Consider the following 13,919-nt stretch of genomic DNA (forward strand, 5'->3'; position numbering starts at 1 on the left):
GCAAGAGAGGTGACTGTGTAAAAACAGGCACCTTTTTTCTGCTTTATGTATATAATTTCATTCAGAACTGCATTTTTTTGCGTTTTTGTTTGGTTATTACGCCAAAATTGAATAAATTTGCACCCCGTAAGTTAGAAACGTTAGAAACAAAACTGATTATTATGGCAGAAACATTGGAAGTGAAGGAGCTTGACCAAGTGGTTGTACGCTTCTCAGGTGACTCCGGCGACGGTATGCAGCTTGCTGGAAACATCTTCTCTACGGTCAGTGCCACCGTTGGTAACGGCATTTCAACATTCCCCGACTATCCAGCCGACATCCGCGCCCCGCAAGGTTCGCTCACTGGTGTATCAGGTTTCCAGGTACACATCGGTGCTGGTAAGGTTTACACCCCTGGTGATAAGTGCGACGTGCTCGTAGCCATGAACGCAGCCGCATTGAAGACACAGTATCGTTACGCCAAGCCAGGTGCAACGATTATCATCGACACCGACTCATTCGGTCCTAAGGATCTGGAGAAAGCCCAGTTTACTACCGAGGATTACCTCGGCGAGATGGGTATCGACCCCGACCGCGTGATTCAGTGCCCACTCACCACCATGGTGAAAGATTGTCTGGCCGACAGCGGCATGGACAACAAGGCGATGCTGAAGTGCCGTAACATGTTTGCACTGGGACTGGTTTGCTGGTTGTTCGACCGCGACCTGAACCTCGTAGCCAACTTCCTGCGTGAAAAGTTTGCCAAAAAGCCCGCTATCGCCGAGGCTAACATCAAGGTGATTCAGGCTGGTTGGGACTACGGTCACAACACCCACTCAAGCGCTATCAATGTTTATCGCGTAGAAACCAAGGAGAAGACTCCTGGACGCTATATGGATATCACTGGTAACAAGGCCACTGCTTACGGCTTCATCGCTGCTGCCGAGAAGGCTGGTCTGCGCCTTTACCTAGGTTCATATCCTATCACCCCTGCAACCGACGTGCTGCATGAGCTCAGTAAGCACAAGTCGTGCGGTGTTATCACCGTTCAGTGCGAAGACGAGATCTCTGGCTGTGCCTCTGCCCTCGGTGCTTCGTTCGCTGGTGCACTGGGCGTTACCTCAACCTCTGGTCCTGGCGTCTGCTTGAAGAGCGAGGCTATGAACCTGGCTGTGATTATGGAGCTGCCACTCGTGGTGCTCGACGTACAGCGTGGTGGTCCTGCTACCGGTCTGCCAACCAAGAGCGAGCAGACCGACCTGCTGCAGGCCCTCTTCGGCCGTAACGGCGAGAGCCCCATGCCAGTGCTGGCTGCCACCAGTCCTGCCGACTGTTTCGACGCTGCTTACCAGGCTGCTAAGATGGCCCTTGAGCACATGACACCTGTGGTGCTGCTCACCGATGCTTATATCGCTAATGGTTCTGGTGCTTTCAAACTGCCAGAGATGGCCAAGCTCGATGCCATTAATCCTCCTTATGTTCCTGAGGAGCTGAAGGGTAAGTGGACACCTTACATGCGTGCCGAGAATGGCACCCGCTACTGGGCTGTTCCTGGTCGTGAGGGATTCGCTCATATCCTGGGTGGACTGGAGAAAGACTCTAACACAGGTGCTATCTCTACCAACCCTGAGAACCACGATCTGATGACTCGTCTGCGCCAGCAGAAGATTGACAATATCCAGGTGCCCGACCTTGAAGTTGAGGGCGACGCCGATGCCGACCTGCTGATTGTTGGTTTCGGTTCAACCTATGGTCACCTGCACTCTGCCATGGATGAGCTGAAGGCTAAGGGCTATAAGGTAGCTCAGGCTCAGTTCAAGTATCTGAACCCACTGCCAAAGAATACTGCCGAGGTACTGAAGAAGTACAAGAAGGTGGTGGTAGCCGAGCAGAACATGGGACAGTTGGCCGCTTACCTCCGTATGAAGGTGGATGGCTTTGTACCTTACCAGTTCAATCAGGTCAAGGGCCAACCCTTCGTTGTAGAGGAGTTAGTAAACGCATTCGAGGAAATTATTAAGTAACCGCTTTAGCGCTTTTACAAAGCGTAGCGACTAAAAGAAGTAAAGCATTATGAGTTATACAGCACAAGATTTTAAGAAAGGTCAGCCTCGTTGGTGCCCTGGTTGTGGCGACCACTTCTTCCTGGCCTCACTCCATAAGGCTATGGCCGAGATTGGCGTAGCTCCCGAAAACGTAGCGGTCATCTCTGGTATCGGTTGTTCAAGCCGTCTGCCACACTATATGGCTACCTATGGTATGAACACCATCCACGGTCGTGCCGCTGCTATTGCAACTGGTGCAAAGGTTGCCAATCCCAACCTGACAGTATGGCAGGTATCAGGCGATGGTGACGGACTGGCTATCGGTGGTAACCACTTTATCCATGCCAACCGTCGTAACATCGACCTGAACATGATTCTCTTGAACAACCGCATCTATGGTCTGACCAAGGGACAGTACTCTCCTACCTCACCACGCGGTTTCGTGTCTAAGTCGAGCCCTTATGGAACCGTTGAAGATCCCTTCCGTCCTGCCGAGCTTTGCTTCGGTGCCCGCGGACATTTCTTTGCCCGTTGCGTGGCTACCGACGCCAAGGGTACAGTAGAGGTTCTGAAGGCTGCTTATGAGCACAAGGGCGCCAGCGTAACTGAGGTTCTGCAGAACTGCGTCATCTTCAACGACCACTGCCACGACGTGGTTTACAACAACGAGGGACGTAAGAAGAACGCTATCTACGTGAAGCACGGTGAGAAACTCGTGTTCGGTGAGAACAACGAGTTCGGACTCGTACAGCAGGGCTTCGGACTGAAGGTGGTAGAGATTGGTAAGGATGGCTATACCATCGACGATGTACTGGTGCACGATGCTCACTGCGAGGACAACACCCTGCAGCTGAAACTCGCCATGATGACACCTGAGGATGGATTCCCCATCGCACTCGGTGTGATTCGCGACGTTGAGGCTCCAACCTACAATGATGCCGTTCACGCACAGTTGGCAGAGGTTTCTGCACAGAAGAAGTATCATAATTTTGAAGAGTTGCTTGAAACCAACGATATCTGGGAGGTAAAATAAGTTTCATTTGCAAACTCCACATATCAATCATCCCCATGGCAAATCGCCGTGGGGATGATTTTTGTGTAAAAATACACTCAATCATTCAATTTTCTCTTAACTATTAATTCTTAATTCTTAATTTCTTATTACCTTTGCGCTCGAAATTTTTCACTTAAAACCAAATATTAAATAATAACTTTATAACAATATGTTTCACATTTACGAAGGATTTAACCTCGTTGAGACGTATCACAAAATGCGTCACGACCGCAAGTATCATCCTGCCGATGGTACCAAACGAGCTATCAAGATTGCACTGGTAGCCCTCGTCACTCTCTTACTTTGGAATATGCCTGCCGACTGGTTTGGCATCCAGAACCTGACAGTTATTCAGCAGCGTGTCATCGCTATCTTTGCGTTTGCAACATTGATGTGGATCCTCGAGATTGTTTCATCGTGGGCAACATCTATTGCAATTATCGTATTGATGCTGCTATTCTGCTCCGACAGCGGAATCAAACCGATGGTAGACCCCGAAGTTGTAGGAAAATTGCTCTCTTATAAAGGAGTGATGGCATCATTTGCCGACCCTATCATCATGCTGTTTATCGGTGGATTCGTACTGGCTATCGCCGCCACCAAGACCGGTCTCGACGCCCAGTTGGCCAAGGTGCTGCTGCGCCCATTCGGTACACGTAGTGAGATGGTGCTCTTAGGATTCCTGCTCATCACGGGTCTGTTCTCTATGTTTGTATCAAACACTGCTACAGCAGCTATGATGCTCACATTCCTCACCCCTGTATTCCACCAGTTGCCTCCCGAAGGTAAAGGACGCATGGCGCTGGCCATGAGTATCCCTGTGGCTGCCAACCTGGGTGGTATGGGTACCCCTATCGGTACACCTCCAAACTCTATTGCACTGAAGTATCTGAACGATCCTGAGGGATTGAATATGGAACTTGGTTTCGGACAGTGGATGATGTTCATGTTCCCACTGGTTATCCTGCTGCTGTTTATCAGCTGGCGCCTGCTGCTCAAGCTCTTCCCATTCAGTCAGAAGACGATTGAACTGAAGATTGATGGTGGCATGCAGAAGGGTTTCCAGACCACTGTAGTTATCGTCACCTTTATCATCACCGTACTGCTCTGGCTGTCGGACCGCGTTACTGGCATCAATGCCAACACCGTAGCTCTGATACCATTCTGTGTTTTTGCACTCACAGGTGTGATCAACAAGCGCGACTTGGAGCAGATCAACTGGAGTGTAATCTGGATGGTAGCCGGTGGTTTCGCACTGGGTTACGGACTGAATTCTTCAGGTTTGGCAGCCAATGCCGTAGAGAGCATCCCATTCGGCGAGTTCTCACCACTGCTTATCCTGCTTATCGGCGGTGCTATCTGCTATCTGCTGTCGAACTTCATCTCTAACTCGGCTACAGCCGCTCTGCTGATGCCTATCCTAGCAATTGTATGTACCGCTATGGGCGACAAGCTGGCTCCTATCGGTGGTACCCCAACCATCCTTATCGGCGTGGCCATCGCAGCATCAAGCGCTATGATTCTGCCTATCTCTACCCCACCAAACGCACTGGCATTTGCTACGGGCTATGTAAAGCAGAACGACATGGCTAAGATTGGTATCATCATGGGTATTGTTTCAATGGTATTAGGCTTCGGTCTGGTTTACCTGATGGGAACACTCCATTTGATATAAAAGAGAAAGCCCGCCGGTTGGCGGGCTTTTCTTTTATAACTTTTCGCCGTAGCACAGGTCGCCACAGTCGCCGAATCCTGGCACGATATACTTATGCTCATTCATACCTGGGTCGATAGCAGCACACCAGATGGTGCTATCCTCAGGCAATACGCTCTTGATGACCTCAAGACCCTCAGGAACGGCAATCACGCAAGCGATATGGATCTTCTTGGGTTTGCCGGTCTTTACCAGTGCCTCGATACTAGCAGCCATAGAGCCACCTGTAGCCAGCATAGGATCAACAATCACCAGCGTCTTACCCTTAGCACTTGGAGTGGCCAGATACTCTGTATGCACACCTACCTCAGTGTGCTCACGGTTGGTGTACATGCGATAAGCCGATACGAAAGCATTATCAGCATGGTCGAACACATTGATAAAGCCCTCATGGAAAGGCAGTCCTGCTCTGAGCACAGTGGCTATCAGCAGATCTTCCTTAGGCAACTGCATGTCAAGGGTTCCTAAAGGAGTGGTCACTGTCTTTGTGCGATATTCCAGTGTTTTCGACAGTTCGTAAGCCATCATCTCGCCCACACGCTTGATGTTATGGCGGAACAGCAGGCGGTTCTTCTGATAGTTCTTGTCTCTCAGCTCTGACATATACAGGTTAATGACAGAGTTTGTCTTGCTAAAATCTACAACTTCAATCATATGCTCTCATTTTTGTGGCAAAAGTACAAATTTAAAATGACAGATACAAGTTTTCATGGAAAAATATACATATAATAATCGTTCATTACTACCAAAATTGTTACATTGAACGATTTTTATTTGTCGTTGAAACATAAGTTATATTTATATAGAAAAAATACAGCTATCTTTGCAGCAGAAAAGTTTAGAGAATGACATTGTTATTGTTTTTAGTTAAGTTTTAGTTAGGTTTTAGTCAGGTTTTTAGTTAGGTTTTTAGAGTTATAAGATTTAGAGTTAGTAGTAATTGGTTTGGTTTTAGGAAACAACAAAAAAGAAAGACGGTGCAGCTCGTGAGAGTAGCACCGTTATTTTTTGCATCAAGCAGGAACAGGCATCAAGCCAGATCGGAAGGACTGATACCAAACTCATCCTTAAAGCACTTGGTAAAATAGCTTGGTGCCGTAAAGCCCACCTCGTAGGCCACCTCAGAGATATTCTTATCGCCTTTCACCAACAGCTGGTAGCCACGATTGAGGCGCGCAGAACGCAACAGCTCTACAGGCGAAGAACCAGAGACAGCCTTGACCTTGCGATACAACTGTACACGGCTCAAATTCATGGCTGCAGCCAGATCATCGACAGTCAGATCACTATCAGACAAGCGAGCCTCAACCACATCCTTAAACCGAATGATAAAAAGAGATTCCTTTGCAGCCACATCTTCTTCGGGCGAATGTGGTTCTTCTACTTGTTGCTGACTGACTGCCTCCTCGGTATGTTCCATGGCAGGCACATCCATATTCCACAGGTTGTTGACAACACGCTCGCGCTGAGCCGATATCTTACCTCTATGGTACAGGATATACAATACTAATGTAAGCATCAGCAAGGCCAGGAGTATAAGCGCCAGCAATGTGATGACACGCTGAGTGGCCAACTGCTCCAGATAGCTGTGAGCTTTTTCCTGCAACTTACCGAGATTATCAGCCTGACGTGCTACCTCAGTACTCTCAAGCATCAGAACCATCGCGTTTTCATGAGTAACAAGAGCCGAAGTAAGCATCGTCTCCTTAGAGAAGGGCTTGCCATCTAAGATGTCGAGTGCCAACTGCAATAACTGATCACCACGCGTAGGATAGATATATGTGGCATCGAGCAACGAATCACGCACCTGCTGAATGCCACCATCTTTACCTGGCAGGCCATCAATACCACAGAACATAGGCAGCTTAGCGCCACGCTCCTCAAAAACCTTACGGGCAGCAATGGCCGAGCGATCATTATGACCAAACACTAAATCAATGGTGTTCAGATCACCTTTCCATTTCTTTACTGCCTGATAGGCGGAAGGCCCACTCCAGTCGCCCTGCAACTTTGCCACAACTTTGATACCGGGATAAGCCGCAATAGCATCATCAAAACCACGACTGCGCTCATCGGCAGGCGACGAACCTTTCAGTCCAAGCACCTCCATCACCCGACCTTCACCATGAAGGCGCGCTGCCACATACTCGCCTATGACACGACCCATCTCATAATTATCGGCACTTACAAAGGCGGTATATTTCTGGGAATCGGTCTTACGCTCAAACACAATAACGGGAATACCTTTATCAAAAGCGCGATCGATAGCAGGTGTAACAGACGAGAACTGGTTGGGGGCAACAATCAATAAATTAATACCACTATCCACCAAACTATCAATCTGATGAATCTGCCGCTGAGAATTATCATTAGCAGCAGCAAAACGCAACTCCACACCTTCATGGAAGTTGGCCTCCATCTCCATCTCAGAATTCTGCCAATTACGCCAGATATCCTCAGAGCATTGAGCCACACCTATTATATATTTAGGATGCTCTTTGACACATGAACTTAAAAGTACCGCGATTATGAGTGGTAATAGATAAAACAGTAGTCTTTTCATCATCTTAGTCGGTTTTACTTTTGCAAAGTTAAGAAGATTTTTTTAATAATGCACATTTTTTAGCTTTTTTTGTGTAATTGAGTATAACTACTAATAATAATCGTTCATTTGATAGCAAAAATGTTTCATTGAAACAAATTTGGTACGGGATGAACGATATTTTTATGCCACATGATGCATCTGACCGTACTTTTGCGAAAAAATAATTCACGGAAGTACTAACCAAATTTTAAAGTCAACAATGGAAAAACTAAGAAAACAGTTTCTGAGTTTTGCACTCATGCTTGTGAGTACTATGATGTACGCACAAACTGTGATCAGTGGTACGGTGATAGATGCTACAGGCGAAGCTGTCATCGGTGCTACAGTAAAGGAGAAGGGGACCACGAACGGTACAGTAACCGATTTCGATGGAGCCTTCACCATCAAAGTGAACGAGAATGCCACTCTGGTTATCTCGTACATCGGCTACCAGACACAAGAGGTACCTGCGAAACAAGGTATGAAGGTAACTATGAAAGACGACAGCGAACTTCTGAAGGAGGTTGTGGTAACAGGTTATACCACCCAGCGCAAGGCCGATCTGACGGGTGCCATCTCGACCGTAAGCGTAGACGAGATTGCCAAGCAGAACGAGAACAACCCAATGAAGGCACTGCAGGGTCGTGTACCAGGCATGAATATCACAGCCGATGGTAATCCTTCGGGTGCTGCAACGGTCCGTATCCGTGGTGTAGGAACCCTGAACGACAACGATCCACTTTACATCATCGACGGTGTGCCCACAAAGGCTGGTATGCATGAGTTGAACGGTAACGATATCGAGAGCATCCAGGTGCTGAAGGATGCAGCCTCTGCCAGTATCTATGGTAGCCGCGCTGCCAACGGTGTGATTATCATCACCACTAAGAAGGGTAAGGATGGCAAGGTGAAGGTAAACTTCGACGGTAGTGTTGCCACCTCATTCTACACCAACAAAATTGAAACCATGAACGCCAGCGAGTGGGGTCGCGCTTACTGGCAGGCTTGTGTGAACGATGGTGTGAACCCAAGCAACAATAATCTGGGTTATAACTACGACTGGAGCTACGATGCCAAGGGCAACCCCGTACTGAACCGTATGACTATGAATATGTATCTGGACGAGAACGCCACCGTTCGTACAGGCGATACCGACTGGTTCGATGAGATTACGCGCACAGGCGTGGTACAGCAGTACAACCTCTCGGTAAGCAACGGCTCGGAGAAGGGCAGTTCATTCTTCAGCATTGGCTACTACGACAACCAGGGTACCATTAAGAAGAGTAACTTCAACCGTCTGTCGGCTCGTGCTAATGCAGACTATAAGCTGTTCGATGGCAAGGTAGTGATTGGTGAGAACTTCACCATGAACCGTACCAAGGGCAATGACGCTCCTGGCGGAGTGCTGGAGCACGCACTTGAGTTTAACCCTAACTTCCCTATATGGGCAGAGAACGGTAAATATGCTCAGGCACTGGGAGCTTACTCAGAGCGCGAGAATCCACTGAGCATGATCGACAATGCAAAGGACAACGAATATACACAATGGCGCTCATTCGGCGATGTACACCTGAGCATCACGCCATTCAAGAACTTCATGGTTCGCACTACTCTTGGTATGGACTACACACAGAAGGAGCAGCGTTTCTTTACCTACCCTATCGAAAATGGTAAGGTTAAGCGTACCGATAGCGCTGTTGAAAGCAAGCAGGAACACTGGATGCGCTGGATGTGGAACGCCATCGCTACCTATAATCTCGAAATTGGCAAGCATCGTGGAGATGCTATGGTTGGTGTAGAGCTGAACCGTCAGGACTATAAATGGAACAGCGCCAAGCGCTACGAACTGGCAATTCTGAACACCGACTATATGTGGCCAAGTGCAGGTGCAGGCAAACAGTTGGCCGAAGGTTCTGGCGAAGGCTTCAGTCTGTTGTCTTTCTTCGGTAAGGTTAACTACACTTATAATGATAAGTATCTGGCCAGCGTAACTATCCGTCGAGATGGTTCAAGCCGATTTGGTACCAACAAACAATATGGTACATTCCCATCTGTATCAGCCGGTTGGCGCCTCTCAGAAGAGAAGTTTATGGCTAAAACCAAGAGCTGGCTCGACAATCTGAAGTTGCGCTACTCTTGGGGACAGACTGGTAACCAAGAAATCTCAAACACTTCACGATACACCCTTTACAAGTCGGTAGTATCTACTGGACTATGGGGCAGCGGACAGGCAGGTTCTTCATACGACATCAGTGGTAAGAACGGTGGTTACGACCTGGCTAACGGTTATGTACGCAATCAGCGCGGTAACGACGACATCAAGTGGGAAACCACCACACAGCATAATATAGGTATTGATTTCGCTATCCTGCGAAGCGAAATCTACGGTAGTTTCGACTGGTTCAACAAGAAGACCACCGACATTCTGCTCTTCATGGAAGGTATCGCTGCTATGGGTGAAGGATCTGGTCAGTGGATCAATGCCGGCGAGGTTAAGAACAACGGTTGGGAACTGAGCATTGGCTATCGCCACCAGTTGGAGAACGGTTTTTCGTGGGATATCAACGGAAACATCAGTAAGTATGTGAACGAGATTACCAAGTTGCCAGAGACAGTGGCTGCTAACGGTAAGTATGGTGGTAACGGCGTGAAGAGTGTTGTAGGTCATCCTATGTTTTCACAGGTTGGCTACATCTACGACGGCATCTTCAAGAGTCAGGAGGAGATTGACAATCATGCCACACAGGAAGGTGCAGGACTGGGCCGCATCCGTTATAAGGATCTTAACGGCGATGGCATCATCACAGAGGCCGATCAGGACTGGATATATGACCCAACACCCGACTTCACTTGGGGTCTGAACATCTACCTGCAGTACAAGGACTGGGATATGACCATGTTCTGGCAGGGCGTACAGGGTGTAGATGTAGATTGTCGCGGCTACAAGTCGCAGACCGACTTCTGGGCAAACTCTGCCATCAACGTTCCTTATCTGAACAAGGGTAAGCGTGCACTCGACGCTTGGAGTCCAGCTAATCCTGGCAGCAATATCCCTGCCCTCACCACATCAGATACCAACAACGAGGGTCGTGTATCATCTTACTACATTGAGAACGGTTCGTATGCCAAGCTGCGCACCATACAGCTGGGCTACAACCTGCCCAAGAAGGTTACAGAGAAACTACACATGGACCGCATCCGTGTATATGCCTCGGCTCAGAACCTCATTACCATCAAGAGCGGCAAGTTTACTGGTGCCGATCCTGAGAACCCTGGATTCAACTATCCTATACCTCTCAACCTTACATTTGGTGTGAACGTAGGATTCTAATTGAATTGATAAATGAAAATTGATAATTGAAAATTGATGATTATGAAAACAATATATAGATCAATCTGCGCAATCTGCGTCATCTGTGGTTTCATGAGCTGCTCCAACTTCCTGGAAGAGCAGGTACCACAGGCCACACTGACACAGGACGAGGTGAAGAACCCAGAATATATAGACAATGTGCTGATATCAGCATACGCCGGACTGGTTTCGATCGAAGACATGAACGCTTCGTTCTCGCTCTGGAACTATGATACACGCTCGGACGATGCATACGTAGGCGGTTCCGACTTCTCGGATGGTGAACCATTCCACCGCTTGGAAAAGAGCACTGGCGTGATGACTACCGACTGGCCTTTCAGCTCGATTTGGACACGTTTCTACAATTATCTGAGCCGCGTAAGTCTGTCGCTCGACATTCTGGCCAGCGCCGATCAGGAGAACGCCACCATCAAGCAGCGTACTGCCGAGATGAAGTTCCTGCGTGCTTACGGACACTTCCAGCTGAAGCGCCTGTTCAAGAAGATTCCATTCGTGAACAAGCCCAACATGACGGAAGAGGACTACAACAACCTTTCGAACACGGAATACACCAACGACGAGGGCTGGCAGCAGATTATCAACGATCTGGAGGATGCCTACGCCGTACTGCCTGTTACCCAGGCCGACAAGGGACGCCCCACAAAGGCTGCATGTGCCGCATTCCTGGCTAAGGTTTATCTCTATAAGGCTTATCATCAGGACGATGCCAACAGCAATCAGGTGACATCTATCAGCGATGCCGACCTACAGAAGGTGGTAGAATACACCAATCCATCCATCTACACTGCTGCCGGCTATGGTCTGGAGCCCGACCTGCACAACAATTTCCGCCCTGAGGAGCAGTATGAGAACGGCAAGGAGAGTATCTGGGCCATCCAGTACTCAAGAAACGATGGTACCGTATATGGTAACCTGAACTTCTCATACCGTCTGATTGTACCATGTATTCCAAAGGTACACGACTCTGGTTGCGATTTCTACAAGCCCTCTCACAATCTGGTAAGCGCCTATCGCACCAACAGCGACGGTCTGCCCATGCTCGACACATTTGCTGATGCAGAATACACCGTAGGTTCAGCACAGACTGTAGATCCAAGATTGTTTGTAACAGTAGGCGTACCAGGTACCCCTTATATGTTCAATACAAGCTTTATGATTGCAGAGAGCAATGCTTGGAGCCGCTCAGGTGGCACATTCGGATACTTTGTATCGCTGAAGCAGAATGTTGATCCTGCGCTGACAGACAGCTATCTATATCTGTGCGACTCGCAGTGGGCAAGTTCGATGAACCGCATCGTTCTTCGCTATGCCGACGTACTATTGATGCGCGCTGAGGCTCAGGCACAGTTAGGGCAGACATCTGAGGCTATTGCACTGGTTAATCAGGTTCGTGAGCGTGCTGCAGGCATGATTACAAGCAGTGTGGTATCAAACTACCAGACCAAGTATGGCGTACACTACTCTGTAGGCAAGTACAACGGAACCTACACTAAGGACGAGGCCATGAAGATCATTAAGATGGAACGCCGACTGGAGTTGGCTATGGAGAGTGAGCGTTTCTTCGACCTGGTACGCTGGGGCGATGCGGCTACAGTACTTAACAAGTACTACTCTACAGAGAGTGAGAAGATGAACTTCCTGAGCGGATCGCAGTTTACTGCCAACAAGAATGAGTACCTACCCGTACCATTCGAACAGATGGCTGCATCTAACGGACACTACACCCAGAACTGTGGACAGTGGTAAGAAACGAATTGATAATTGAAAATTGATAATTATATGAAAACGATATATAGCATTATCTGCGCAATATGCATCGTATGCGGGTTTACTGCTTGCAACGATGATCATACAGGCAGCATCGACGTGAGCGGTTCATGCCTCGTGGAGAAGTTTGTCCTGAACGGACAATATGAAGGTACCATTAATACTGAGAAGCGCCTGGTGAAAGTAAAGGTGCCCGTAGATTTCGCCCAGAAGGGTGATATGGAGATAACCAGTCTGACCGTATCAGCTGGTGCACAGACCAATATGAAGGTAGGTGACCACATCAACTTTGATGCCGATCGCAATCTTCACATCAGCAATGGCGACTTGGTGATGGACTATCAGGTAAGCGTAAGAAACGACGAGGCTCTGATGTCGCTCTTTATCCTTGAGGGTGTGAAAGGTGCCATCAACCAGCAAGACAAGACTATCACAGTAAGCGTGATGGCTAACAGCGGTATCGACCTGAGCAATGCAACATTCGAGGTTGAATGCAGCGAGGATGCCACATGTAGTCCAGCAAGCGGCACTAAGGGCAACTTCACTGAGCCATTCCAGATTACACTCAACGATAATACTGCTACCACAGTTTATACGGTTTACGTAACACTGATTGAGGATCCTATCGCACTGTTCGTTGGTGATGCTGAGAACATCGAACTGCTGAACGATGAGGAGAAGGCCGCTGCCAAGTGGCTCACTGGTAACATCGCAAGCGCTGCCTACGCATCGTGGAGCGACGTGGCCAGCGGTAACATCTCGCTCGAGAAGTGTAAGCTGATATTCTTCCACCGTCATTGCTCTTCATACGGCAACTACAACGGATTTGCAGAGGCCGAGCAGGGTGCCATGACAGCCCTCTCTAAGATGAAGGAACTCTGGCAGCGCGGCGTAGGATTCGTATTGGGACGTTCGGCTGTGAACTATGCCATTGCTCTGGGCGCTATGCCTGAGGACGCTTATCCAAACAATGTTTGGGGCGGCGGAGGCGGCGAAGGCTCCGACCTGATGGGCGACGATCCTTGGCACACATGGGCCTACGACGCTGCTCACCCACTATGGAAAGGACTCACCACCTATCCAGGAGCACCTGAAAACGCCATCTACACACTCGACAATGGCTACACCATCTGTAACACCACATCACAGTACGGATTCTGGGATACCTATCAGGATGGTAAGGATGCATTCGAGGCCAAGACTGGTGGACGCGCACTGACTGGCGACAACAGCGTGAACGCCTGGGAGTTGAAGAGTGCTAACGGCGAATTTGGCAAGGGTGGTATCATCTGTCTGGGCTCAGGCCTCTACGACTGGAACTCTCCTACTCCATACGAGTCGATCTATCACGAAAACATGGGCAAGATTATGCTCAACGCATTTGATTATCTAACAAAATAAAA

At 48.6% G+C, this 13,919-nt stretch carries 8 protein-coding genes; 6 read left to right on the forward strand and 2 right to left on the reverse strand.

The window, feature by feature from the left end; all coding sequences use genetic code 11:
* Positions 1-161 precede the first annotated feature (161 nt).
* From T360_RS0106370 to T360_RS0106380, 3 genes are all read left to right on the forward strand, one after another.
* The gene (locus T360_RS0106370) at positions 162-2,003 is read left to right on the forward strand and encodes a 2-oxoacid:acceptor oxidoreductase subunit alpha (RefSeq protein ID WP_028912039.1); all 1,842 of its coding nucleotides are present in this window, start codon (positions 162-164) and stop codon (positions 2,001-2,003) included.
* Positions 2,004-2,049: 46 nt separating this feature from the next.
* Positions 2,050-3,057 carry a 2-oxoacid:ferredoxin oxidoreductase subunit beta gene (locus T360_RS0106375; protein WP_028912040.1) on the forward strand — a complete coding sequence of 336 codons (1,008 nt, stop codon included), beginning with the start codon at positions 2,050-2,052 and terminating at the stop codon, positions 3,055-3,057.
* A gap of 190 nt (positions 3,058-3,247) precedes the next feature.
* A complete protein-coding gene (locus T360_RS0106380) occupies positions 3,248-4,753 on the forward strand; it encodes a DASS family sodium-coupled anion symporter (RefSeq protein ID WP_197019279.1) in 1,506 nt (501 codons plus the stop codon).
* A gap of 33 nt (positions 4,754-4,786) precedes the next feature.
* Here the strand turns inward: T360_RS0106380 and upp are convergent, their stop codons facing one another.
* Together upp and T360_RS0106390 are read right to left on the reverse strand one after the other, a co-directional pair.
* Complete coding sequence (upp, locus tag T360_RS0106385) at positions 4,787-5,443, reverse strand: uracil phosphoribosyltransferase (RefSeq protein WP_028912042.1); 657 nt, start codon at positions 5,441-5,443, stop codon at positions 4,787-4,789.
* A 379-nt stretch (positions 5,444-5,822) separates the two neighbouring features.
* Entirely contained in the window at positions 5,823-7,358 is a 1,536-nt protein-coding gene (locus T360_RS0106390; RefSeq protein WP_081772719.1) for a substrate-binding domain-containing protein, read from the reverse strand.
* Positions 7,359-7,596: 238 nt separating this feature from the next.
* Between T360_RS0106390 and T360_RS0106395 the strand changes: the two genes are divergently transcribed.
* From T360_RS0106395 to T360_RS0106405, 3 genes are read left to right on the forward strand one after another with little or no spacing between them, the layout of a single operon-like run.
* A complete protein-coding gene (locus tag T360_RS0106395) occupies positions 7,597-10,707 on the forward strand; it encodes a TonB-dependent receptor (RefSeq protein ID WP_028912044.1) in 3,111 nt (1,036 codons plus the stop codon).
* Positions 10,708-10,743: 36 nt separating this feature from the next.
* Positions 10,744-12,495, forward strand: a complete 1,752-nt coding sequence (locus tag T360_RS0106400) for a RagB/SusD family nutrient uptake outer membrane protein (protein ID WP_036929041.1) — start codon at positions 10,744-10,746, stop codon at positions 12,493-12,495.
* Positions 12,496-12,528: 33 nt separating this feature from the next.
* Positions 12,529-13,917: a DUF4960 domain-containing protein gene (locus T360_RS0106405; protein ID WP_028912046.1), complete on the forward strand. Its 1,389-nt coding sequence runs from the start codon at positions 12,529-12,531 to the stop codon at positions 13,915-13,917.
* Positions 13,918-13,919 lie beyond the last annotated feature (2 nt).

Source organism: Prevotella sp. MA2016 (assembly GCF_000619825.1).
Classification (GTDB): domain Bacteria; phylum Bacteroidota; class Bacteroidia; order Bacteroidales; family Bacteroidaceae; genus Prevotella.